General features: G+C 64.8%; 18 protein-coding genes. 3 read left to right on the top strand and 15 right to left on the bottom strand.

All coding sequences use genetic code 11. From position 1 onward, the window contains the following. The 6 genes from HT579_18865 to HT579_18890 form a co-directional block, all read right to left on the bottom strand. Positions 1-1,911 (bottom strand): RNB domain-containing ribonuclease, encoded by a 1,911-nt coding sequence (locus HT579_18865; GenBank protein ID QKS30799.1) that lies wholly within the window; start codon positions 1,909-1,911, stop codon positions 1-3. 8 nt (positions 1,912-1,919) lie between these two features. Beyond that, entirely contained in the window at positions 1,920-2,495 is a 576-nt protein-coding gene (locus HT579_18870) for an esterase (protein ID QKS30800.1), read from the bottom strand. 1 nt (position 2,496) lies between these two features. After that, positions 2,497-3,321: an undecaprenyl-diphosphate phosphatase gene (locus tag HT579_18875; GenBank protein ID QKS30801.1), complete on the bottom strand. Its 825-nt coding sequence runs from the start codon at positions 3,319-3,321 to the stop codon at positions 2,497-2,499. Between the two features lie 282 nt (positions 3,322-3,603). After that, the gene (locus tag HT579_18880) at positions 3,604-4,581 is read right to left on the bottom strand and encodes an IclR family transcriptional regulator (protein ID QKS30802.1); all 978 of its coding nucleotides are present in this window, start codon (positions 4,579-4,581) and stop codon (positions 3,604-3,606) included. Continuing rightward, positions 4,499-5,002 (bottom strand): thiol peroxidase, encoded by a 504-nt coding sequence (gene tpx / locus HT579_18885; protein ID QKS30803.1) that lies wholly within the window; start codon positions 5,000-5,002, stop codon positions 4,499-4,501. The genes HT579_18880 and tpx overlap by 83 nt, the downstream gene beginning before the upstream one ends. A 225-nt stretch (positions 5,003-5,227) precedes the next feature. Further along, complete coding sequence (locus HT579_18890; GenBank protein ID QKS30804.1) at positions 5,228-7,900, bottom strand: HAD-IC family P-type ATPase; 2,673 nt, start codon at positions 7,898-7,900, stop codon at positions 5,228-5,230. A 146-nt stretch (positions 7,901-8,046) separates the two neighbouring features. On the opposite strand from HT579_18890, the gene HT579_18895 reads away from it, so the two are divergent. Both HT579_18895 and HT579_18900 read left to right on the top strand, forming a co-directional pair. After that, a complete protein-coding gene (locus HT579_18895) occupies positions 8,047-8,985 on the top strand; it encodes a hypothetical protein (GenBank protein QKS30805.1) in 939 nt (312 codons plus the stop codon). A 192-nt stretch (positions 8,986-9,177) separates the two neighbouring features. After that, complete coding sequence (locus HT579_18900; GenBank protein QKS30806.1) at positions 9,178-10,824, top strand: 2,3-bisphosphoglycerate-independent phosphoglycerate mutase; 1,647 nt, start codon at positions 9,178-9,180, stop codon at positions 10,822-10,824. 146 nt (positions 10,825-10,970) lie between these two features. Here HT579_18900 and HT579_18905 read toward each other — a convergent pair whose 3' ends face one another. From HT579_18905 to alaC, 9 genes are all read right to left on the bottom strand, one after another. Further along, positions 10,971-11,738: a triose-phosphate isomerase gene (locus tag HT579_18905; GenBank protein QKS30807.1), complete on the bottom strand. Its 768-nt coding sequence runs from the start codon at positions 11,736-11,738 to the stop codon at positions 10,971-10,973. Between the two features lie 75 nt (positions 11,739-11,813). Further along, positions 11,814-13,070, bottom strand: coding sequence for a phosphoglycerate kinase (pgk, locus tag HT579_18910; GenBank protein ID QKS30808.1), 1,257 nt, complete (start codon positions 13,068-13,070; stop codon positions 11,814-11,816). Positions 13,071-13,292: 222 nt separating this feature from the next. After that, positions 13,293-14,888 (bottom strand): phosphatidylserine/phosphatidylglycerophosphate/cardiolipin synthase family protein, encoded by a 1,596-nt coding sequence (locus HT579_18915; protein ID QKS30809.1) that lies wholly within the window; start codon positions 14,886-14,888, stop codon positions 13,293-13,295. A 78-nt stretch (positions 14,889-14,966) separates the two neighbouring features. Then, a complete protein-coding gene (locus HT579_18920) occupies positions 14,967-16,469 on the bottom strand; it encodes an endonuclease/exonuclease/phosphatase family protein (GenBank protein QKS30810.1) in 1,503 nt (500 codons plus the stop codon). Next, positions 16,466-18,232, bottom strand: a complete 1,767-nt coding sequence (locus tag HT579_18925; GenBank protein ID QKS30811.1) for a carbamoyltransferase — start codon at positions 18,230-18,232, stop codon at positions 16,466-16,468. Before HT579_18925 ends, HT579_18920 begins: the two co-directional genes overlap by 4 nt. A 149-nt stretch (positions 18,233-18,381) precedes the next feature. Continuing rightward, the gene (locus tag HT579_18930; GenBank protein ID QKS31717.1) at positions 18,382-19,254 is read right to left on the bottom strand and encodes a lipid A biosynthesis acyltransferase; all 873 of its coding nucleotides are present in this window, start codon (positions 19,252-19,254) and stop codon (positions 18,382-18,384) included. A 114-nt stretch (positions 19,255-19,368) separates the two neighbouring features. After that, positions 19,369-20,679 carry a homoserine dehydrogenase gene (locus HT579_18935; protein ID QKS30812.1) on the bottom strand — a complete coding sequence of 437 codons (1,311 nt, stop codon included), beginning with the start codon at positions 20,677-20,679 and terminating at the stop codon, positions 19,369-19,371. A gap of 68 nt (positions 20,680-20,747) precedes the next feature. Beyond that, a complete protein-coding gene (locus tag HT579_18940) occupies positions 20,748-21,980 on the bottom strand; it encodes a pyridoxal phosphate-dependent aminotransferase (GenBank protein ID QKS31718.1) in 1,233 nt (410 codons plus the stop codon). A 10-nt stretch (positions 21,981-21,990) separates the two neighbouring features. Then, positions 21,991-23,175 carry an alanine transaminase gene (gene alaC / locus HT579_18945; GenBank protein ID QKS30813.1) on the bottom strand — a complete coding sequence of 395 codons (1,185 nt, stop codon included), beginning with the start codon at positions 23,173-23,175 and terminating at the stop codon, positions 21,991-21,993. A gap of 148 nt (positions 23,176-23,323) precedes the next feature. On the opposite strand from alaC, the gene HT579_18950 reads away from it, so the two are divergent. Beyond that, positions 23,324-23,695, top strand: coding sequence for an Xcc1710-like domain-containing protein (locus HT579_18950; GenBank protein QKS30814.1), 372 nt, complete (start codon positions 23,324-23,326; stop codon positions 23,693-23,695). Positions 23,696-23,735: the final 40 nt, after the last annotated feature.

Consider the following 23,735-nt stretch of genomic DNA (forward strand, 5'->3'; position numbering starts at 1 on the left):
TCAATCGACAGCCTCCGGTAACTTTTCGATCACCGCCGCAGGAGTCGTCGGTAACGGCAGGGTCTCGAGGTAGCGGCAGCCGAGCGCCAGGGTCAGGTAGTCCACCGATTCGATCTGCAGCAGGATCCGCTGCCCCGGCTTCAGTTCCGGCGCCGACGGCACGCGCTGTACGAGCGGCAGGTCATCGAGCCGCGCCAGGTTCTCACGGCCGATGGTCGCCGCAATGCGCTCGATTCCCTGCTGCCGCAGCCAGCGCAGGCACCAGTAGCGCTCCATGCCGCGCTGAAACTCGGCGTAGGCCGCATAGGTCAGCTCGAAATCGCGCAGCGCGGCGAACAGTGCATCCGAGCGGGCAGCAAACGGTGGCGTGTCGGCCTTGAGGCAGGCAACCAATTGCCACTGGTTGAGCAGGTCCACGTAGCGTCGCAGGGGCGACGACAGCCAGGCATACTGCTTGACTCCAAGTCCTTCGTGCGCTTGCGGCGCGGTGCTCATGCGCACCTTGCCGCCACCCTGCACACGGTAGATCGCCGCCACCCCACGGCTGGCCAACAGTGCACCCCAAGTGCTGTTGGCAACGATCATCAGTTCGGCAACCAGCTTGTCGAGCGGGCTGCCGCGGCGGCGCGCGGAAATCTCGACGCGACAGCTTTCCGCGTCGTCGAGATCACCCTCGATGCGGAAGTTGAAATCCTTGTTGTCAGGCGTTGCCGATGCTTTGCCGCGCCGACCCTCGCAGGCGTTGGCCAGTTGCCAGAGCGTCAGCAACTCGTCGCGAAAGGGAAATTGCGCCAGCCCGGCAGCCAGCGTCTGCTCGTTGAACAACGGTTCGATGTCGTGATGACGCAGGTTGGCGACGACGGGAACCATTTCCAGCCGTGACTCGTCGCCGACAATCTCGAGTTCCGGCGTCACCGTGAGGTAGAGCGAGACGGCCGGGAGCGCGCGCCCGCTGGCCAGTGTGTAGCGCTCCACCACCGCGTCCGGCAGCATCGTGAACTTGCTGCCGGGCATGTAGACCGTCGATAGCCGGGCGCGCGCAATTTCGTCGAGCGGCGAGCCCCGAGCGATGCCGAGAGCCGGGGCCGCTATGTGGATGCCGACCCGCCAGCCGACGCCGGGCAGCGACTGCAGCGAAAAGGCATCGTCGATCTCGGTCGTCGTCGCGTCGTCGATCGAGAAGGCCTGGACGTCGGCAGGCGGCAGGTCGACCGGCAGCAGCGGCGGCTCGACGGCCGGGAAGGCTGTCCCGCGCGGAAACTGTTCGAGCAGGAAGCGCTGCAGATGATAGTCGTACGGCGAGCGGATGGCGCCACAGCGATGCAGCAGGTGTGCCACGGAGAGGCCTGTCTCGCTGCACGCGGCCTCGAGTGCCTTGGTCTCGCCGCGATTGCGATCCGGCCTGTAGAGCAGTTGCCCGAGCAGCGGCGGGAACTCGGGCGGCAGGTTGAACGAGGTCAGCTGGGCCACCATGCGCTCGATCGTCAGTGCCTGCTGACGCTTCTTCTCGAGACCGGCAAGAGCGGCCTGGAGAATTTCCGGCGGCGCCTTGCGGAAACGCCCGCGGCCCTTGCGGTGGAAATACACCGGTGCTGCGTGCAGCGCCAGGAGCAACGCCGCCGCTTCGACCGCACTGGCAGGGTGACCGAAGTACTCGTCAGCAAAATCGGCGAAATGGAATTCGCTGTCAGTGACGCACTCCCACAAAAAGTCGGCTTCGATGCCGGGCAGCAGCAGTTCCGCCTGCTCGAGCAGCACTCCCGGCGCCGGCTCGTCGTAACGCAGCAGGACGCTGGCAGCCTTGATCTTGCTGCGCTTCCCGGATGCTGTCTCGACCTGCAACGAGCTGTCGTTGTCGGCCAGGATGGTGGCCGCACGAAAAGCGCCGTCTTCTTCGAACAGTACATGCATCGGGGTCATTATAACCGGCAGAATTCAAGGATTTGCGGCAGCAGGCGGGGAAAGCTGAGGAAGCTGTGGTCGCCACCCTCGATGACGATCTGCCGGCTGCCGGCATAGCGTGCGAGGGCCTGGCGGTAGTCAAGAACCTCGTCGCCGGTCTCGACCAGCAGCAGATAGCGCGCCGCCGTGACCTGCGGTGTTTCGAGCAGACGCAGTTGCGTGACGTGCTCGTCGGCAAAGTCGAAGCATTCGCCAGTGTGAAAATTGCTGTGCCTGCCGACCAGCCCAGCGAGAAGCTCCGGCGCCATCACAGCCGGATTGACCAGGACCGCTCGCAGGTCGTGCTTCTCCGCCAGCCAGGCAGCATAGTAACCGCCCAGCGAGCTGCCCACCAGCGTCGTCTCGCCGGCACCGCCAGACAGCGCCGCCTCGGCACTGGCGATTGCGGCCAGCGGGACGGGCGGCAGGACAGGACAGGCGAAACGATCACCCAGGCCACGCGCGGCGAGGAAATCGCCGAGCAGGCGCGCCTTCCACGATGCCGGCGACGAGCAGAATCCGTGCAGGTAGAGAATGCGCGATGCGGCAGCCATCTCAACCAGCCGTCCAGGCGATCATGTCGTAGTGCCAGGTGAGCAGGACGACGATGCCGAAAGCGATCCGGTACCAGGCGAAGATCGAAAAGTCATGCGTGCTGATGTAGCGCAGCAGACCTCGCACCGCCCAGAACGCCGAGATGAACGAGGCGATGAAACCAACTGCCCACATTCCCAGATCGTCGAAGGACAACAGCGCACGTTCCTTGTAGAGCTGGTAGATGCTGGCGCCGATCAGGGTCGGCATTGCCAGAAAAAAGGAGAACTCGGTCGCCGCCCGCCGTGACAGGCCGAAGAACAGGCCACCGATGATCGTCGCCCCCGAACGAGAGGTGCCCGGAATCAGCGCCAGCGCCTGCGCCAGGCCGAGCTTGAGGGCATCGACGGGCGACAGATCGTCGATCGATTCGATGCGGATGCAATGCTCCCGGCGCTCGGCCCAGAGAATCACCAGGCCACCGATGATGAAGGCCGCTGCCACCACCGGCGCATTGAACAGGTGCGCCTTGATCGCCTTGCCGAACAGCAGACCGAGGATCGCCAGCGGCAGGAACGCGATCAGGATGTTGAGCGCGAAGCGCTGCGCGGCAGGCTCATTCGGCAGTCCGCGGACGACGCTGCCGATCTTCGCCCGGTACTCCCAGCAGACCGCCAGCATCGCCCCCGACTGGATGACGATCTCGAACAGCTTGCCGCGCTCGTCGTTGAAGTCGAGCAGATCACCGGCGAGAATCAGGTGACCGGTCGAGGATACCGGCAGGAATTCGGTGATCCCTTCGACGATACCGAGAATCAGGGCTTTCAGCAGCAGCAGAGCATCCACAGCAGACTTTCAAAAAGCCAGCATTCTAGCACTCAGGGGCGGGTTGCCCGTTCGAGCGCCGTCAGCCAGGTGATCGCCTGTTGCCGATCGTCCCCGCACATCTCGTCCGAGGGCTGCAGCCCGGCACAGCAGCAAGGACGCTCAGGTCTGCCCCACAGACGGCAGCGGTAATCGCCGTCCAGGCTGGCGCAACGCTCGCCGGCCGCCTTGCCGCGCGGGTGCCCGGGCATCGGCGTGCTGATCGAGGGCGCGATGCAGCAGGCGCCACAGCCCGGGCGGCAGTCACCCGCGCGACGTGGCACTGCCGTGCGACGTTGCGTCGCGGTTGCCAGCCGCTGCTTCGCCCGCCGCTGCCTGGAAACCACCATGGCCAAGCCGACGTGACAGGGCTGCCGCCGTTTCCTTCGTCAGCTGCGCCGTCGGGCTGTCCCAGTCCATGTCGAAACTGCCGATGATGCCAAGCAGGGTCATCGCCGCCACCATACGGCCCGCGTGATTGAAGACCGGCGCACTGAAGCCGTTGACCCCGGGGGTGACGCTGCCGGCGGCGCGTGCGATGCCGTGCCGCCGGATCTCGTCGAGCTGCACCGCCAGCGCGGCGCGCAATGCTGCTGGCGCCGCCTGCCGTGCCGCGGCCGCCGCCTCGATCTCCGCATCGAGCATCCGGCGCAAGTAGGGCGAACGATAGAAGGCGGCAAAGGCAAGTCCGGTCGCCGACGAGATCAGCGGCAGCACGACACCGGTGCGCAGCGTCACGGTCACCGGCCCGCCGGCCTCCAGCCAGCGGACGCAGGTGGCACCGCGATTGCCCCACATCGCGAGGGCGACGGTCTCGCCGCTGCGCTCGCAGAGATCTTCGAGCAGCGGCCCCGCCAGCCGCACCGGGTCCAGCCGCGCCAGGCTGGCGAGTCCCAGTTCGAGGGCAAAGCCACCAAGGTCGTAACGCCCGGTATTGGCGTCCTGTTCGACGAGCCCCATGCGCATGAAGCTGACCAGGTAGCGACGCGCCTTGGCTGCCGGCATGCCGGCGCTGCGCGACAGGTCGCGCAACAGCATCGAGCGACCACTGCTCGCCAGTGCCTGCAGCAGCCGGGTACCAATCTCGACCGACTGGATACCCTGGCTCTGCCGGACGGGATCGCTGACCTCGGCTTCGGGCACGTCCCTGCCGACCGCGTCAGGCCAGCGCCTGCAGGGCCGCCGCGTAGTCCGGCTCGTCCTTGATCTCGCCGACGAGCTGGCTGTAGAGGACGCGATCATCGGCGTCGAGAACGACCACCGCACGCGCGGCAACGCCGGCCAGCGGCCCCTCGCTCAGGGCAACGCCGTAATCGGTGAGAAACTCCCGTCCACGCATGGTCGATAGCGTCACCACGTTGTCGAGCCCTTCGGCGCCGCAGAAACGGCTCTGGGCGAACGGCAGATCGGCCGAAATGCACAGCACGGCCACTCCCGGCAGCGCACTCGCCTCCTCGTTGAACTTGCGGACCGAGGTGGCGCAGGTGGGCGTGTCGATGCTGGGGAAGATGTTGAGAATCTTGCGCTGGCCAGCAAAGCTCTGCAACGTGACGTCGGCGAGGTTCTTGCCGACCAGCGAGAACGCCGGCGCCACCTGTCCTGGCTGCGGGAAACTGCCACTGAGCTGAAAGGGCTTGCCGCCCAGAGTCACTGTGCTTGTCATGTCGGATCCTGATCGGGAATGAGGGTTGGAGGGACCGGAGGACGCTGCCTGCCGTCTTCCCCGGTGCCCCTTGGTCATTATGGCATGGCCGAAGTTCAGCGGCCACGCCGAGAAAAGGATGTCTGCGGTGACGGCAGTGGCCGGCAGCCCGTCCTGAACACATTCCTGTCACCTGCCCGGCACCCCGACCGGCACCGGCAAACAGGCGGCATCGAGCGCGACCAGTCAGCGCAGCGCGCGCAGTCGCTTCTCGACGCCCACGACGACGTAGGCGACCACGCCCACAGCGCCAATCTCCAGCCACTCCCGCCGGCCGATCGGCGCGGTGGCAAACAGGCGGTTCATCAACGGCAGGTAGGTCAGTGCGAGCTGCAGCAGGGCCATCACCACGATGCCGTACCAGATCGCCGGGTTGGAGAAGAGCCCCAGCCGCACCGCGGAAAGCTTCAATGAGCGGCAGTTGAACAGGTACATTGCCTCGACGACGACAAAGACGTTGACGGCGACGGTTCGTGCCTCGGCGAGCGAATGGCCCTGGGCCAACTCGCGCAGGAACAGCCCGAAGGAACCGGCCAGCAGCAGCAGGCTGACGAGGACGATTCGCCAGACGAGCGCTGCGTCAAGGATCGGTGTTCCTGGCGGGCGCGGCGGGCGGCGCATGACGGCATGCTCGATGGGCTCGAAGGCCAGCATGAGGCCGAGAAAAACCGCCGTGGTCATGTTGATCCAGAGAATCTGCAGCGGCGTGATCGGCAGTGTCGCTCCGGCCAGGATCGCTGCCACGATCACCAGGCCCTCACCGAAGTTGGTCGGCAGTGTCCAGGTGATGAACTTCACCAGATTGTCGTAGACACCCCTCCCCTCCTCGACGGCGGCCTCGATGGCGGCGAAATCGTCATCGGTCAGAACCATTTCAGCGGCGTCCTTGGCCACTTCGGTGCCGCCCAGGCCCATGGCGATGCCAATGTCGGCCTGCTTCAGGGCTGGCGCGTCGTTCACCCCGTCGCCGGTCATCGCCACCACCTCGCCATTGGCCTGCAGCGCCTGTACCAGCCGCAGCTTCTGTGCCGGCTCGACGCGCGCGAAGACGTTGCTCCGGCGCACCACTTCGCGCAATGCCTCATCATCGAGCGCCGCCAGCTCGCGGCCGCTGATCGCCGTCTCGCCGGCCTTGGCGATCGCCATCTGCCGGGCAATCGAAAGTGCCGTGTTGGCGTGATCACCGGTGATCATCTTGACCGTGATGCCGGCTGCGTGACAGGTTCTGACGGCGGCAATCGCCTTCGGTCGCGGCGGGTCGACCATCCCCACCAAGCCGACGAACTCCAGGCCGGCGTCGGCACTGCTGGGGGTCAGTGAGCTGCCCGAAGCGGCGGCAAGGCGAGCCACGGCCAGCACCCGCAGACCCGCCGCCGCCATCGTCGCGGCAACGCCCTCGATTTCCTCGCGGCGCAGCGCTACATTCCGCCCGCTGCCGTCGAGCATGCTCAGCGATCGCGACAGCAGCTGTTCGAGCGCCCCCTTGAAATAGGCAACCCGCGCCCCCTCGATGTCGTGCAGGGTTGCCATGTACTGCCGTGTCGAATCGAAGGGAATCTCGTCCAGACGCGGAAACAACTTCTGCAACGTCCGCTCGTCGAGCCCCGCCTTGCGCGCAACGACGAGCAGCGCACCCTCGGTCGGGTCACCGACGATCTCCCAATGGCGGTTGCTCCGGTTCAGGCCGGCATCGTTGCACAGCGCCCCGGCCAGCAGGCACTCGCGCAACGCGCCGGCAACATCGCCACCATCGCCGATCATGCCAGTCGGCGAATAGCCGCTGCCGGTGACCGCAGTCCGTACGCCACCGGCGTAAATCTCGCGCACGGTCATCTGGTTCTCGGTCAGGGTGCCGGTCTTGTCCGAACAGATCACCGTTGTGCTGCCAAGGGTCTCGACCGCCGGCAGCTTGCGAATGATCGCCCGTCGCTTGGCCATGCGGGAAACGCCGATGGCCAGGGTGATCGTCATCGCCGCCGGCAGCCCTTCCGGAATCGCGCCAACCGCCAGTGCCACAGCTGCCATGAACATGGCGAACACCGACTCTCCCCTGCCGATGCCGACGGCAAAGGTCAGCCCGGCAAGCAGGCCGATTGCGACCAACAGCCAGTTGCTGAAGACCGCCATGCGGCGGGTCAGCGGCGTCGTCAGGTCAGGGGTCTCGGCGATCAGCCGCGAGATACGGCCGGTTTCGGTATGGTCGCCCGTCGCGACGACGACGCCGGCTCCCTGACCGCTGATCATCACGGTACCGGCGTAGGCCATGTTGCAGCGCTCGGCGAGCAGAGTGCTCTCCGGCAACGCGTCGCCGCCCTTGGCAACTGCCGTCGACTCGCCGGTCAGTGCCGCTTCGATGGCTTGCAGATCCCTGGCCCGGAACAGCCGCAGGTCGGCCGGCACCTTGTCACCCGCCGCCAGCAGAACGACATCGCCAGGTACAAGTTCGGTCGATGACAGGCGGTGCTTGCACCCCCCCCGCAGCACCGTGACCTCGCTCGTGACCGAACGGGCCAGCGCGGCCAGGGCGCTCTCGGCGCGGCCTTCCTGGATGAAGCCAATCACCGCGTTGACCACGGTGACGCCAAAAATCACGGCCGCGTCAACCCATTCACCGAGGACGGCAGTCACCACGCCGGCCAGTACCAGCACCAGCACCAACGGCTGCACGAACTGCAGCGCGAACCGCAGTATCGGTCCGCGGCTCGGGGCGGGCGTCAGCCGGTTCTCGCCGTGTTGCGAGCGGCGGCAGGCCGCTTCTGCGTCGTCGAGCCCCTGTTCGAAGCTGGCCGTCAGGCGCGCGGCCGCTTCCTCTGCCGGCAGCGAGTGCCAGGCGACATCCTGCAGCAATGACTTGCTCATCGGAAGGGAATTCTCCCGCGGAAACGTCCCGCGCCAACGTTGCTGTAGTATTCTAGCATTCGTCCCCCCGGCAGCCGGTGCCACTCCACGGAGCGGCCGCGCCGGCCTTCGCGCAAAGGGGGAACCTGGAGACAGACATCGCCATCTTGAACGGCAGGCTGCGGTGGCTCTCGGGAGCGAGAGCGGGGGCGCGACAGTGCGTACGCTGGCCGACGCCGATCGGCGTGGCAGCGTTGTTGCTGCTCGCCGTTGATGTACGGGCCCACAACATCGCCGATGACGACATGTCGTTCCCGCTGGCCACGGCAGTGCTGCCGGTCAACCCGGCGAACGCCGCCGCACCGCCTTCGCCGGAGGTTGCCAGCGCCCCCGGCGAGCACGAACCGGCGCCGCAATGGCTGTCGCCGGCCCCGCTGCCGGCAGTTCCCTCTCTGAATGAGGACGAATTCACCCCTCCCGTCGCCACGGCATCGCGCGTGCTGTTGCGAAGGCCTGGCAGGCAGGTGACGCCCGGCCCGGCAGCCGTCCCAGGCGGGACGTCAATCGCTGCCACCACAGGCCTCGTGCCGGCTGGGGAGGATATCCTGGCGACACTGAACAACCTGCAGCACACGGTCGCCGAACTGATCGTCGACACCACCAATGCGCGCGTCGGCCCGGGCGGAGACGTCAGTTTCTCTGTCGCCGGCATCGAGGGCTTTCACTACAGCGCCCGCGACGGTCAGGCCTCGATCGGGCACGGTGACCTCTCGCTGTCCGTCGTCGACCACACCGGCGACCGCCGGCAACCCGCTGCGGCGACGCGCCTGGCGCCTGCGATTCCCGCCAGCCACGATGTCAGTCCGCCGCTCCAGTTCATCGAACTCCTGCGAGAAGTGCTCGCCTATCCGCTGGTCTGGGTCCTCGCCTTCCTGCTGCTCGTTGCCCGGATCGCGCTGCTGATCGCCAGCCGACGTGCCCGGAAGCAGCGCCGCAGAAGACGTTCCGTCAGCCGGCAACCGGAGAGGCCGCAGAAGGTCCGCAAGCGCGTCCGCATCCGCATCCGGCAACGGCAACCGGTGATCGGTGTGCAGCAACCCCGGTAGTCGAGACAGCGCCGTCCCGGGCGTCGCCGCTGCCTCCCAGCGGCTTCATGGGAGACGCGCAAGTTACCGTTTTCAAACAGGATTCTTTGTTCGGCCACGGCCGGCGGCTTGCGGTATACTGGTGTCGACGCCGCTGCTTTCAGATCCCCGGCGGCCTGCGTTGCCCACTCTCAACTTCCCCAGGAATCCATCATGTTGCAGAAATCTGCGTCCTTCCCCGGAATTCAGGGCCCAATTGTCACGATCATCATGGATGGCTACGGCATTGCCAAGTCGGATGTCGGCAGCGCCATCGCCGCAGCCAGGAAGCCCACCCTGGACCGCCTGCTCACCACCTGTCCGAACGTCACCCTGCGCGCCCATGGCACGGCTGTCGGAATGCCTTCCGACGAGGACATGGGCAACTCCGAAGTCGGTCACAACGCCATCGGCGCCGGCCAGGTCTACAGCCAAGGCGCGGCGCTGGTCGCCGACGCCATCGCCGCGGGCTCGATCTGGCAAGGCGCAGCCTGGCAGCAGATCGTCGCCGGTGCGCGGGCCGGCCGCGGCGTCATCCACTTTCTCGGCCTCTTCTCGGACGGCAACGTCCACAGCCACATCGACCACCTGCGCGCGATGATCCAGCGCGCCAAGGAGGAAGGCGTGCCGGCTGTCCGCATCCATATCCTGCTTGACGGACGCGACGTTCCGGAAACCAGCGCCCTCGACTATGTCCTGCCGTTCGAGTCCTTCCTGGAAAAGATCAGTGACGCCGGCTTCGACGCCCGCGTCGCCTCCGGCGGTGGCCGCATGAGCATCACCATGGACCGCTACGAGGCCAACTGGAACATGGTCGAGCGCGGCTGGCAGACGCACGTCCGTGGGGAAGGCGAGCAGCACGAGAGTGCATCGCAGGCGATCAGTTCGCTGCGTGCGCGCTTTCCGGCAACGATCGATCAGGATCTGCCGCCTTTCGTGATCGCCAGCGGCGGGCGCCCGGTCGGCACGATCGAGGATGGTGACTCGGTCGTCTTCTTCAACTTCCGCGGTGACCGCGCGATCGAGATCACGCGCGCCTTCGAGGAAGCGGACTTCGACAAGTTCGACCGCGTCCGCGTACCGCAGGTGACCTACGCCGGAATGCTGCAGTACGATGGCGACCTCAAGCTGCCAAAGCGCTTCCTCGTCGATCCGCCGGCGATTCTCGATACCATGGGCGAGTGGTTTGCCAAGTCCGGAATCACCCAGTTCGCCTGTTCCGAAACGCAGAAGTTCGGGCACGTGACCTACTTCTGGAACGGCAACCGCTCGAACAGGTTCGATGGCGAGACCTACGAAGAGGTCCTCAGCGACGTCGTCCCCTTCGAGCAGCGGCCGTGGATGAAAGCGGCGGAAATCGCCGACGCGATGATCGCGGCCCTGAAGAGCGGGCGTTACCGCACCCTGCGCTGCAACTTCGCGAATGGCGACATGGTCGGCCACACCGGCCACTTCCGAGCCGCAACGATGGCCATCGAAGCGGTCGACCTGCAACTGGCGCGCATTCTGCCCGTCATCGACGCCATGGGCGGCGTTGCCCTGATCACGGCCGACCATGGCAACGCGGACGAGATGTACGAGATCGACAAGAAGACCGGACAGCCCGCGAGGAATGCGGACGGGTCGTTCAAGAGCAAGACCTCGCACACGCTCAACCCGGTACCACTGATCCTCTACGACAACGCGAGTGGCGGCCGGCTCGGTCTGGCGCAGACCGCCTCCGCAGGTCTGTCAAACATCGCCGCGACGATCGCCAACCTGCTTGGTTTCGAGAAACACGCCAAGTGGGACGAGAGCCTGCTGACCGTCCGCCAGGCTTAGAGAGGCGAGCTGCGAGCGGCCCGGCACCACGCCCATCGCCGCGCAAGGCCCGCGTCGCACGCGCGACGGATCGTCGGCCCTGCACCGCCGGCAGGGAGGCGGCAACCGCGTCGCAGTTGCCGCCTCTCATGCGTTGCGGCCGGTGGCTACTTGCTGACTCCCTCACCCGGGCGGACAATGCCGAGGAAGCTGTCCGCCTTCAGTGCCGCGCCGCCGATCAGGCCGCCGTCGATGTCCTTCTGCGCCAGCAGACCGGCAGCGTTCTCGGGTTTCATCGAACCGCCGTACTGAATGCTGATCGACTGGGCGACGCTGTCGCCGTAAAGCGTCGCCAGCAGGCCGCGTACGAAGGCGTGCGCCTGCTGTGCCTCGTCGTCGCTGGCGGTGACGCCGGTGCCGATGGCCCAGACCGGTTCGTAGGCGATCACCGTGGACAGCGCTTCGTCGGCTGAAAGGCCGGCGTAGGCGCCGTTGACCTGTTTCGTCAGGACACTTTCAAGCCGGCCTTCCTGGCGCTCGGAGAGTGTCTCGCCAATGCAGATGATCGGCTTCATTGCCAACGACAGGACCTTCCTGACCTTCCTGTTCACCGTTTCGTCAGTCTCGCCGAAGTAGCTGCGCTGCTCGGAGTGACCAACGATCACGTAGTCGACACCGATCTCCTTCAGCATGTCGGCGCTGACCTTGCCGGTGAAAGCGCCCTGGTTTTCCCAGTGCACATCCTGCGCGGCGAGCTTGACGTTGCTCCCCTGCAGCACTTCGGCCACTTTCGCCAGAGCGAGATGGGTCGGGGCGATCGCGACGACCACCTGCTTGATGTCCCTGGCGGCAGCGACCACTTCAGCAGCCAGCTTGACTGAATCGGCAACGGTCTTGTTCATCTTCCAGTTGCCGGCGATTACGATTTTGCGCATGTTGTTCCTCGATGTTGTATTGCGGGGGATGACTGGAGAAGCCAGTCGGACCCGACCTCGCCGGGTCCGTCGGCATCACTTCTCGGAGAGTGCGGCAACGCCCGGAAGAATCTTGCCTTCGAGATACTCCAGGGAGGCGCCGCCACCGGTGGAACTGTGCGTGACCTTCTTGTCGGCACCGTACTTCTTCGCGGCGGTGGCCGTATCCCCGCCGCCGATGACCGTGATGGCACCCGCAGCAGTCGCCTCGACGACCGCCTGCGCCATCGCGCGCGTGCCGGCTTCGAACTTGTCGAACTCGAAGACGCCCGCCGGGCCATTCCAGATGATCGTCCTGGCCTTCCTGATCGCGTCGCTGAAGATGCGCGTCGACTCGGGGCCGCAGTCGAGTCCAAGCCAGCCATCCGGAATCCCGTCTGCGTCATTGGCGGTGCCGGTGTTGGCATTGGCGTCGAACCTGTCACCGATGACGAAATCGACCGGCAACAGGATCTCCTTGCCCTTCTCGCGCGCCTTGTCCATCAGTCCGCGAACGAGCTTGGCGCCCTCTTCGTCGAACAGCGAGTTGCCGATCGGCATTCCCGAGAGCACTTTCTTGAAGGTGAACGCCATGCCACCGCCGATGATGATCTGATCGGCCTTGTCGAGCAAATTGTTGATCAGCTGGATCTTGTCGGCGACCTTGGCACCGCCGAGAATCGCCAGCAACGGCCGCTGCGGCGACTCGAGAACGGCGGAGAACGCGGCCAGTTCCTTGTTCATCAGGTAACCCGAGGCGCGCTCCGGGAGCTGCACGCCGGTCATCGACGAGTGGTCGCGATGCGCGGTACCGAAGGCATCGTTGATATAGACGTCGGCCAGCCTGGTGAGCGAAGCGCGGAATGCCTTGACGTCTTCCGGATTGGCCTTCAGTTTGGTCACGGTGCCATCGGCATTGGTGACGCTGGCCTTGCCCTCCTCCTCGATGTGGAAGCGCAGGTTCTCGAGCAGGATGACTTCGCCCGGCTTGATCTGAGCACAGGCAGCCTCGACTTCGGGGCCGACGCAATCGGGCAGGAATTTGACCGGCCGCCCGAGCAGGCCTTGGAGGGCGACGGCCACCGGTGCCAGACTGAACTGCGGATTGGCCTTGCCGTCCGGACGGCCGAGGTGCGACATCAGGATGACGGCAGCCCCCTTGTCCAGAGCGTACCTGATCGTTGGCAGCGCCGCTTCGATGCGTTTGGTATTGGTGATGGCACCGGTGACCTTATCCTGGGGAACGTTGAAATCGACTCGGATCAAGGCGCGCTTGCCTTCGAGGGCGAGATCTTCGATGAACAGTTTGGACATGATTTCCTCGAGAGTGAGTTGGTGTTGAGAAAGGCTGGAATCAGGATCGCAAAGGGCATGGTGTCTCCGTATTGGCCGTCGGACGACTGTCGTGCCGCCACCGCTTGGCCACCGCGTTGAGAAAATGCAACCTGTGGGAAGGCGTTTCAACCACGCAGACGAAGTATCCTTGGCGCCGCTCCTGGAGTCAATTGTCCGTTGTCAGATGGCCCAGACGGGAGCTCAGTAGTAGACCCTGAACAGCTGCTGGATCTGTTCGAACTCGTGCAGGTAGGCCTTCGCCACCTCACGATCGGTCGCGAGAACGAGCAGGTCGTGCGAGAACACCGAAGTGTTGTACCAGTTGAAACTGCCCTCGATGACCGTCTCCTCGTCGATGATGCAATACTTGGAATGGATCGGCGAATAGGGAACCGGGTGATCGGTCTGCCCGTAGACGAGCCCGACGGCGATGCCGGCAGTGCGCAAACCCTGCACTGCTGGAAGCAGTGGGCGATTCAGCTCGTCGGCCATCGATCGTTCGATGCCCACCCGGCCCTGTCGCGCCAGATGACCATTGAGCAGGATGTGCACGTGCACGCCGCGGTTCCTGGCATGGATCAGGGCATCGACGACGCTTTCCCCGTGCTCGCCCAGCAGATTGCCGATCAGAAACAGCGTCAGCTTGATTGAACGCTTCGCCCGATGGATTTCCGCCAGGATGGCATGGTGCGGGCGGTAATACCTGCCCTCCATCAGCGCCTGTCGGCCAAAGGTGTAGAGCAGGTTGAACCGGCTCAGCGGGTCGATGCCATAGCGCTGGTTGACGCCCCCGCGTTCGCTCTGGAAGATATTGTCGAGCAGACGACAGACGCCGCGCGAGTGGAAGGTCATTCCCGACTCCCAGTTCGCCCACCAGCGGTCGAAGGTGATGTTGAACGAACCCAGAATGCAGTCCTCGTCGTTGAAGATGATGAACTTGGTATGCATGTCCGGATCGACTTCGATCAGGTGGTGGTGCGGCGTGCAGAAGACGCCCAGCAGCTCGACGCCGGCACGCTTGAGCCGGGCGTAGTTGTCACTGTTGGTCAGCGTCATCTTCCGCCAGTCGACGATGCACTGCACCCAGACACCCTGCTCGCTGGCGTGCACCAGATGGCGCGTGAAGTCGTGGTCGTCGATGCAGTCCACGCTCACCTTGATTGTGCAGAAACGCTTCGGGTGCCGGTGCTTGCTGCTGATCACCTTGTCGATGTGATCATGGATGAAGCGCTTCGGATGGTAGGGATGGTGCTGCTGCCCCTTGGTGAACTTGGGAATCAGGTGCAGCGAGTCGAAGTGGTGGTTGTACCAGTCGACATCGCTCTGCAACTGCCAGGCGTTGCATTCATGGGTGCGGTAGCTGTTGTGCGTTGCCCACTCGGAGGTGATTCTCCGGTATTGCGGCTGCTCGCTGCGCAACTGCTGCCAGTCCATGAAGATGTACTCGTGCCGCGAGGGCAGCGAGTATTCGTCGCGGTGCACGACGAAAGCGAACTTGACGCAGTTCACCCGGCCGAAGCTGCGCGATTCCGGGTGTATGTAGAAATCACGCGTTCGCCGCTTGTGCTGGTTCCAGTGGATGTCGTAGGGATCGGTATCGACGATGTAGGTTTCGCAGATGCCGTGGTCCCGATAGACCCTCAGGATCACCTTGAGGTTGAGCTGCGCGCCGAAGGACACATCGAAAATGATCTTGCCCCAACGAAGATAGAACTTCTCGTTGAAGTCGTTGCTGCGCACGAAGGAACCGCCGAGGTTTCCGTGCACCGGTACTGCGTAGTTCTCTGCCGTATCCATTTCGAGAATGACTGCCTGTCGTGTGTGATGGCCGCCCGCTACCCGGGGCAGCGAGACGAGCCTGAGAATTCGTCCGGCTCATGTTGGTTCGAAGGTCATCAGATAGCCCAGATGGTCGGACACCCTTCCATAATCCTGGTCGGAGAAGACGCTCCTTGCGGAAGTGACGCGCAGCTGACTGCCCTGGCGCAGGAAGACATAATCGATCCGCTGATCGTCGTCGAGGTAGTGCGGCCAGCCGGACTCCATGGCTGCGAAAACCTTGTCGAACACCAGCGGCGAGGTCGCGGCCAGGTACTGATCGTGATATTCACGCGACTCGACGACCAACTGGTAGCCCCGTGCACCGGCCTTGATGTTGAAGTCGCCACAGAGCATGCTGGCCGCAATCCCGTCGCCGTGCTCTTCGCTCGCCCAGCGGCGGAGATTGCCGAACTGCTCCGCAAAGCCGTCCTCCCACCAGCTCAGGTGTGACGAAAAGACGTTGATCAGGCCAAAACGCGGCACCCGGACGCGCGCCATGACCACCTTGCGCGAGTGGATGCTGTAGGGGTCGGTACTGGACGATACGTAACGCGCCCGGTGGTTCTCGACCGGGTAGCGGCTGAGTACCGCCACCCCCTCGCGATAACGGCCGAAACCGAGATGCGACCAGTCCGTCACCAACTGATACGGCGCAGCGATTCGCTCGTTGATGATCCGCGCCGTGTTCGTCTGCCAGTCACCGCGACCGTCATTCCAGAGTTCGGCGACCTCCTGCAAGCAGACGATGTCGACCCCGAGTTCATCGATCGCCCGCGCGATCTGCGACAGCTTGCGGTCCTGCTCCTCCTCCTGGCAACAGTGCAGGTTGAGGATCATCACCGTCAGTGGCCGCCGCTCGACGACGTAATCATGGCCGCAGGCGTCGTCCTGGAGAACTTCGTGTCGCCTGGTTTCACAGCTGATGCGGTAGCGCAGGCGAAAGGCGTCGCCGATCCTGAGCCCGGCCTGCCAGATCTGACAACCGTAGTGGTTGGGGTTGCGCGCGTTGCTCAGAAACTCGCTGTCCCAATAGTTGCGCCGGTAGCGGCAATTCGACTGCTGCGTGTTCCGCCAGTCGTCGGTGCTCCATTCGATGCTGACGCGGCGCACACCGAGGCCGCTGCTGACGGCCACGACCACCGGCACGAGCCGCTGCTGCTCGGCCAGGCGCGTTTCAAACTCGACGTTCTGCACGGCACAGTCGGCACCGAGCTTGATCCCCGAGTCGGCCTGGATGCTGTGGTTGCCGCCGTCGTTGTTGTCCCAGTACTCGCTGCCGGCAGCGCAGTAGCGAACTGCGAACTCGACATTGCCGGGCAGCGGTTGATCGTCGGCAAGCGCAAGGGCCGTTGTCGCCAGCCAGTATTCCTTCTCGCCGTCGATGGCGCCGTGATAGGCCGCCGGCAGGCTGTGCCAGACCCCGTCCTCGCCAGCCCAGCGCACTTCCACGGTCTTCTCGAAGGCCAGGTTGTGCACAAGCAGCAGGAACGACAGCTCCTGTTGCGCCGACTTCCTGCTGATGATGTTCCTTGCGTAGAGCAGTTTGATCTTCTTCATTCTTCGTGCGTGTCGATGAACTGTCGATCGGCTCCGTCCTTGACCACCAGGACATCCTCCATCACCAGGTACTGCAGGTCCGAGCCGAAGAACATGTTGAGTGCATCGGTCGGTGAGCAGATCATCGGCTCACCGCGGCGATTCAGAGAGGTATTCAGCACGACACCATTGCCGGTGAGCCTCTCGAGTTCCAGCATCAGGTCATAGTAGCGTGGATTGAACTCGCGCCGCAGCACCTGCGCACGCGACGTGCCATCCTCATGCACGACCTCGGGCACCCTCTCCTTCCAGCCTTTCGCCACCTCGAAAGTGAAGGTCATGAATGGTGCCGGATGCGTGCTGCCGAGCACCTGCGGCGCGACGGTATCGAGCATGCTCGGACAGAACGGGCGCCAGCGCTCGCGAAACTTGATCTGCGCGTTGATCCGGTCGGCGACCCCGGCAACGCTCGGGCAGCCAAGGATCGACCGGCCACCGAGCGCACGCGGTCCGAACTCCATCCTGCCCTGGAACCAGGCCACCGGATGGCCGGCTGTCAGCAGCCGCGCGACCCGCAGCGGGACCGCATCGAGCCGCTGCCACGCCGGCCTGGCAGGATGACGCGCGCAGGCGGCGATGACGTCCTCGTTGCTGTATGCCGGCCCGAGATAGACGTGCTCCATCTTCTCGACCGCGACGCCACGCTGCACCGAGACGTAGGCCGCCGCGCCAACCGCCGTGCCGGCGTCACCGGAGGCCGGCTGGACAAAGAGTTCGCGCACGTCCGGACGTGCAATGATCTTCTGATTGAGCTTGACGTTCAGCGCCCCGCCGCCGGAAAAGGCCAGGCGGCCCGTCTCCCGCAGGATGTCTCCCAGATAGTGGTCGAGCATCTGCAGCGACAGATCCTCGAACAGCTTCTGCATGCTCGCCGCGTAATGAATGTAGGGATCGTCGGCGACATCCCCCGCACGCTTCGGTCCCAGCCAGTCGACGAGCCGTGGCGAGAAGTAGTACCCCTTGCCGGCTTCCTTGTAACGGCGGAAGCCAATCACGTTGGCGTAGTGGGTATTGATCTTCAGTTCACCGTTCTCGAAGCGGGCAAGACGCGAGAAATCGTACCGTCCGGGATCGCCGTAGGGTGCCATTCCCATCACCTTGTACTCGCCGTCGAGCATCTCGAAACCCAGGTATTCGGTCAACGCACCGTACAATCCCCCCAGCGAATCCGGATCGTAGAACTCCTTGATCTTGTGGATCCTGCCGTTTTCGCCATAGCCGAAAAAGGTCGTCGCGTACTCGCCCTTGCCGTCGATGCCGAGGATCGCCGTCTTCTCCTGAAAGCCGGCGCAATGGTAGGCACTCGCGGCATGCGCGAGGTGGTGCTCGACCGGCACGATGTCGGTCTTCCGCAGATCGAAACCCAGTTGCTGCAGACACCACTCGATCCGCCGGCGATAACGGTGAAAACGGCGGTTGCCGGTCAGGATCGCGTCCAGCGCACGATCCGGAGCGTACCAGTAGCGCCGCGCATAGTGCCAGCGCGCTCGTCCAAACAAGGTGATCGGGGCAAAGGGTATCGCAACCGCGTCCACGTCGACCGGCCGGATGCCGGCGAAATCGAGGCAGAACTTTGCCGCCTCGTAGGGCATGCGGTTCTTGGCGTGCTTGTCGCGAACGAAACGCTCCTCCTCCGCGGCAGCGACCAACCTGCCGTCGCGGTAGAGAGCTGCCGACGGGTCGTGCGTCAGCGCGCCGGACAATCCGAGTAGGGTCAGTGCCAAGATAGAGAGGTCTCAGAGGATCAGGTTTTCGGCCCGGTGGCCAGGCAGCTCGCGGCACCAGTCTGCGTGCCGCACAAGTATACCCGCCGCGGCCGCCCTGCGGTTCGCCGACGTAACGCGGCGGCGCGAAAAGCGCTGCCGCGTCACCCTCAGTAGGGACGTGGCTCGCCTTCCGGGCGCGTCTTGAAGCGCCGGTGCACCCAGTAGTACTGCTCCGGCATGCTGCGGATCGCCTCCTCGATCCAGGCATTCATGCGCGCCGTGTCCGCCTCGACATCGCGACTCGGGAAATCCTGCCACGGTTCGCCGACCGTCACCAGGTAGCCCGCGGCGCCGGGCAGGATGCGCGTCAGACAGGGAACGACGGTGGCGCCCGCCAGTCGCGCCAGCCGCGACAGACCGGGCACGGTCGCCGTCTGCACTCCAAAGAAGGGCACGAAGATCGAGTCTCGGCGCCCGAAATCCATGTCCGGCAGGTAGTAGAGCGGCCGCCCGGCCTTCATCGCCCGGACGCTGGCCCGCACGGGCTCCTGCCGCGACAGCAGCAACTGGTCACCAAAACGCTGGCGACCACGAAGCAACAGGCGATCGAAGACGCGATTCGACTGCACGGCGTAGATGCTCGCACAGTCGAAACGCATGGCGATCGCCGCACCGCCGGCGTCGAGTCCGACGAAGTGCGGCGTCAGCATCAGCACCGGCCGCCCCGCTTCGACCAGGGTCCGCAGGTGGTCGTCGCCGACGACTGTGATCAGGCGCGACAGACGCTCGGTGCTCGCCCACCAGAGCAGGCTGCGTTCGAGCATGCTGCGTCCGAGCACCCTGAAATGGGCGCGAGCCAGCTGCTTGCGCTGCTCTTCCGGGAGTTCCGGAAAGCACAGACGGAGGTTCACCAGGACGATGTGGCGGCGGCGTCGGCCGAGGTGGAAGGAAAGGCTGCCCAGCGCGTTGCCACAGCGCGACAGCACAGGCAGCGGCAACCAGTGCAGCAGCCAGAGCAGCCCGACCGCCAATCGACTCAGCATGCCTGTCCGCCGCTCGGCTCGCCACTTGGCCGCAGACAACCGCCGTCGAGGCCGAGCGGCAGGAGACGGCGACCCTGCCAGCCGCCAGCTGGACTGCGCTCGATCACTGGGCTAGAGCAGTTCCTCCAGGCGCAGCCGGATGATGCGCCCACGCACCGCTGCCAGTGACTCGATGCCGGCAATCGCCGTATCGACCTGCCGTTCGCGCGTCTTGTGGGTCAGCATGATGATGTCGGTCTGCTCCTCGCCCGCGCCCGGTTCGCGCTGGATCATGGCGACGATCGAGATGCCGTTGTCCGCCAGAAGCCTCGTCACGTCCGCCAACACCCCCGGCCGGTCCTCGACGCGCAGGCGCAGGTAATAGCTGCTGACCACGGCGGAGATCGGCAGGATCGCCAGATCGACCATGGCATCGGGCTGAAACGCGAGGTGCGGTACGCGGTGTTCGGGGTCTGCGGTGTGCATGCGGGTGACGTCGACCAAGTCGGCGATGACTGCCGAAGCGGTCGGTTCGGCGCCGGCGCCCTTGCCGTAGTAGAGCGTCGCGCCGACCGCATCGCCCTTGACCAGGACCGCGTTCATCGCCCCTTCGACATTGGCGATCAGTCGCCTGGCCGGAATCAGCGTCGGGTGCACGCGCAGCTCGACCCCCTCGTCGGTCCGCTTGGTGATGCCGAGCAGCTTGATCCGGTAACCGAGCTGTTCGGCGTAGCGGATGTCGGCCGCGTCAAGCTGGCTGATGCCCTCGATGTGCGCCTTGTCGAAGTTCATCGCGTTGCCGAAGGCGATTGCCGACATGATGCTGAGCTTGTGCGCCGCATCCACCCCCTCGACATCGAAAGTCGGATCGGCCTCGGCGTAACCGAGGCGCTGCGCCTCCTGCAATACCGCTGCGAACGACAGCCCCTTGTCGCGCATCTCGGAGAGGATGAAATTGGTCGTGCCGTTGATGATGCCGGCGATCCATTCGATGCGGTTCGCCGTCAGGCCTTCGCGCAACGCCTTGATGATCGGGATGCCACCAGCAACCGCCGCTTCGAAGGCCACCATCACCCCCTTGTCGCGGGCGGCAGCGAAAATCTCGTTACCATGTTTGGCTAGCAGCGCCTTGTTGGCCGTCACCACGTGCTTGCCGTTGGCGATGGCCTGCAGGACAAGTTCCCGGGCCACATCATAGCCGCCGATCAGCTCGACGACGATGTCCACCTCGGGATCGCCGACGACGGCAAAGGCGTCGTCGGTCACCCGACAGGCACCGGCGGTCAGCTCCCGCGCCCGGTCCGGATTGCGGTCGGCGACGACCGTGATGCGAATCGGTCGGCCAGCACGGCGGGCGATCTCCTCGCCGTTGCGGCGGAGTACCGAGAACGTCCCGCCGCCGACGGTGCCGATGCCAATTAATCCAACGTTGATAGCTTTCATGGAGCAGTCAGAAGTAAGGGTTGTCGAGAACCTGCGGGCGCCACTCCTGGCAGCGCAGGCGCCGCCTCCTATGCCGCCGTTCCGGCCCGCTTGCGATAGCCCGCGAGGAAACGGGCGATGCGTCCAATGGCCTCGCGCAGGTCGTCTTCGTAGGGCAGGAAGACGAGGCGGAAGTGGTCCGGCGCCGGCCAGTTGAAGCCGCTGCCCTGCACCAGCAGGACACGTTCCTCGGCCAGCAACTCGGCGATGAAATCCTGGTCGTTGGCAATCGGATAGATCTCCGGATCGAGACGGGGAAACATGTACAGCGCCGCCTTCGGCTTGACGCAGGCGACGCCGGGAATGGCCGTGATCAGCGCATGCGCGAGGTCGCGCTGACGGCACATGCGACCGCCCGGCGCCACCAGGTCGTCGATGCTCTGGTAACCGCCAAGCGCGGTCTGAATCGCGTGCTGCGCCGGGACGTTGGCGCACAGGCGCATCGACGCCAGCATGTCGAGGCCCTCGATGTAATCGCGCGCGCTGCGCAGATCGCCGGAAACGACCATCCAGCCAGCCCGATAGCCGCAGGATCGATAGTTCTTGGAGAGACCGTTGAAGGTCACGGTCAGCACATCCTCGGACAGCGAAGCGATGGCCGTATGCGTTTCGCCGTCGTACAGCACCTTGTCGTACACCTCGTCGGTGTAGATGATCAGGCCGTGTGCCCGGGCAATCGCCACCAGCTCGCGCAACAGGCTTTCGGGATAGAGGGCGCCGGTCGGGTTGTTCGGGTTGATGACCACGAGCGCCCGCGTTCGCGGCGTGATCTTCGCCCGCAGATCGTCGAGATCCGGCAGCCAGCCGTTTGCCTCGTCGCAGAGGTAGTGCCGCGGCGTACCGCTCGAAAGGCTCACCGCCGCCGTCCACAACGGGTAGTCTGGCGCCGGCACGAGAACCTCGTCACCGCTGTTGAGCAGGGCGTTCATCGCCATCACGATCAGTTCGGAGACGCCATTGCCGATGTAGATGTCTTCGAGCGTCACGCCCTTGATGTGTTTCTGCTGCGTGTAATGCATCACCGCCTTGCGTGCCGCGAAGATCCCCTTCGAATCCGCATAGCCGGCGGCGCCCGGCAGGTTGCGGATCATGTCGAGCTGGATTTCCTCCGGCGCGTCAAAGCCGAAGGCGGCCAGGTTGCCGATGTTCAGCTTGATGATGTGATGCCCTTCGTCCTCCATCTGTTTCGCCCGCTGCAGCACGGCGCCACGGATGTCATAGCAGACGTTGTCGAGCTTGTTCGATTTCAATACCGTCTTCATCGTCCCGGCCTCAGAGCTGGCCATCCTTCCTGAACATGTCCTTGATGCCGCGCACCGCCTGGCGCGTCCGCTCCTCGTTCTCGATCAGCGCAAAGCGGACGTGATCATCGCCGTACTCGCCGAAACCGACGCCCGGCGACACCGCGACCCGTGCCTCGGCGAGCAGCTTCTTGGAAAACTCCAGCGAACCCAGCGGCCGATAGGCTTCCGGGATCCTCGCCCAGATGTACATCGAGGCGCGCGGTACCTCGACCATCCAGCCGGCCTCGTGCAGTCCCTTGGCCAGCACGTTGCGACGCCCCTGATAGAGCTGGCGGGCTTCCTCGACACATTGCTGCGGACCGTCGAGGGCGATCACCGACGCCACCTGTATCGGCGTGAAGGTGCCATAGTCATGGTAGCTCTTGATCCGCACCAGCGCGTGACACAGTTCCTGGTTGCCCACCATGTAACCGACCCGCCAGCCGGCCATGTTGTAACTCTTCGACATGGTGAAGAACTCGACGGCGACGTCACGCGCGCCGTCGACCTGCATGATCGACGGCGCCTGGTAACCGTCGAAGACGATGTCGGCATAGGCGAGGTCGTGCACCACCAGGATGTCGTGCTGCCTGGCGAGGGCGACGATGCGCTCGAAGAACTGCAGGTCGACACAGCGCGCCGTCGGGTTGCTCGGAAAGCCGAGAATCATCATCTTCGGCTTCGGGATCGACTCGCGGATCGCGCGCTGCACTTCCTCGATGAAATCGACCTCCGGCGTCATCCGCACCGAGCGGATGTCGGCACCGGCGATGATCGCACCGTAGATGTGAATCGGGTAGGACGGATTGGGCACCAGGACGGTATCGCCACGGTCAAGCGTCGCCAGCATCAGGTGCGCCAGTCCCTCCTTCGAGCCGATCGTCACCACCGCCTCGGTTTCCGGGTCGAAGCTGACGTCGTAGCGCCGCTGGTACCAGTCACAGATCGCGCGCCGCAGACGCGGGATCCCCTTCGAAATCGAGTATCCGTGCGTGTTCTCCCGCAGCGCCGCTTCCACCAGCTTGTCGGTGATGTGCTGCGGCGTCGGTCCGTCCGGGTTGCCCATGCTCATGTCGATGATGTCCTCGCCACGGCGGCGGGCGGCCATCTTCAGCTCGCTGGTGATACTGAAGACATACGGTGGCAGGCGTTTGATGCGGGAGAACTCTCTCATGGTCGAGACTCGGGAGGTGATCGGCGACAACGGCCCGTGCCGTTCAAGCGACGGGGCGGCGCCCGACAGCCGCCGCAACCGGCGAAGCCGAACGCGATCGGCAAAAAAGCTATAATCCTACTTCAACGACCGCTGCGCCGCAATTTCGATGAAGCTTCAGAGCACCAGGGCAGAGCACCTCAATACCTTCACCGCCTACGGCGACGGATACGTCAGCGTGAACGGTGTCCGCCACGCGTACAACCTGGCGGTGCTGCCCGACCGCCTGCTGCCGGAATGGACGCTGGCCAACTTCGAAACGCTCAGCCTCGCCGACTTCGAACTGCTCGCCGGTCTCGACGCCGACATCGTTCTCCTCGGTACCGGCAAGCGGCTGCGCTTTCCCAGGCCCGAACTGCTGCAACCGCTCGTCAATGTACAGCGGGGGCTCGAGGTCATGGATCTGGCGGCAGCCTGCCGTACCTACAATATCCTCGTCGGCGAAGGACGTCGGGTCGCCGCCGGCCTGCTCATTGCCTGAACGCGCGCAGCGCCCGGCTGGCCCAGAGCAGCCCATGCCC

The organism is Candidatus Accumulibacter similis, from assembly GCA_013347225.1.
GTDB classification, from domain to species: Bacteria; Pseudomonadota; Gammaproteobacteria; order Burkholderiales; family Rhodocyclaceae; genus Accumulibacter; species Accumulibacter similis.

Excerpts from the sequence above, each read along its gene's own strand:
- HT579_18920 (QKS30810.1), bottom strand. The coding sequence starts at position 16,469 with ATGAAGAAGATCAAACTGCTCTACGCAAGGAACATCATCAGCAGGAAG.
- HT579_18870 (QKS30800.1), bottom strand. The coding sequence starts at position 2,495 with ATGGCTGCCGCATCGCGCATTCTCTACCTGCACGGATTCTGCTCGTCG.
- HT579_18880 (QKS30802.1), bottom strand. The coding sequence starts at position 4,581 with ATGATCGCGTCCTCTACAGCCAGCTCGTCGGCGAGATCAAGGACGAGC.
- HT579_18900 (QKS30806.1), top strand. The coding sequence starts at position 9,178 with ATGTTGCAGAAATCTGCGTCCTTCCCCGGAATTCAGGGCCCAATTGTC.
- HT579_18915 (QKS30809.1), bottom strand. The coding sequence starts at position 14,888 with ATGGATACGGCAGAGAACTACGCAGTACCGGTGCACGGAAACCTCGGC.
- HT579_18890 (QKS30804.1), bottom strand. The coding sequence starts at position 7,900 with ATGAGCAAGTCATTGCTGCAGGATGTCGCCTGGCACTCGCTGCCGGCA.
- HT579_18865 (QKS30799.1), bottom strand. The coding sequence starts at position 1,911 with ATGCATGTACTGTTCGAAGAAGACGGCGCTTTTCGTGCGGCCACCATC.
- alaC (QKS30813.1), bottom strand. The coding sequence starts at position 23,175 with ATGAGAGAGTTCTCCCGCATCAAACGCCTGCCACCGTATGTCTTCAGT.
- tpx (QKS30803.1), bottom strand. The coding sequence starts at position 5,002 with ATGACAAGCACAGTGACTCTGGGCGGCAAGCCCTTTCAGCTCAGTGGC.
- HT579_18950 (QKS30814.1), top strand. The coding sequence starts at position 23,324 with ATGAAGCTTCAGAGCACCAGGGCAGAGCACCTCAATACCTTCACCGCC.
- pgk (QKS30808.1), bottom strand. The coding sequence starts at position 13,070 with ATGTCCAAACTGTTCATCGAAGATCTCGCCCTCGAAGGCAAGCGCGCC.
- HT579_18940 (QKS31718.1), bottom strand. The coding sequence starts at position 21,980 with ATGAAGACGGTATTGAAATCGAACAAGCTCGACAACGTCTGCTATGAC.
- HT579_18935 (QKS30812.1), bottom strand. The coding sequence starts at position 20,679 with ATGAAAGCTATCAACGTTGGATTAATTGGCATCGGCACCGTCGGCGGC.
- HT579_18905 (QKS30807.1), bottom strand. The coding sequence starts at position 11,738 with ATGCGCAAAATCGTAATCGCCGGCAACTGGAAGATGAACAAGACCGTT.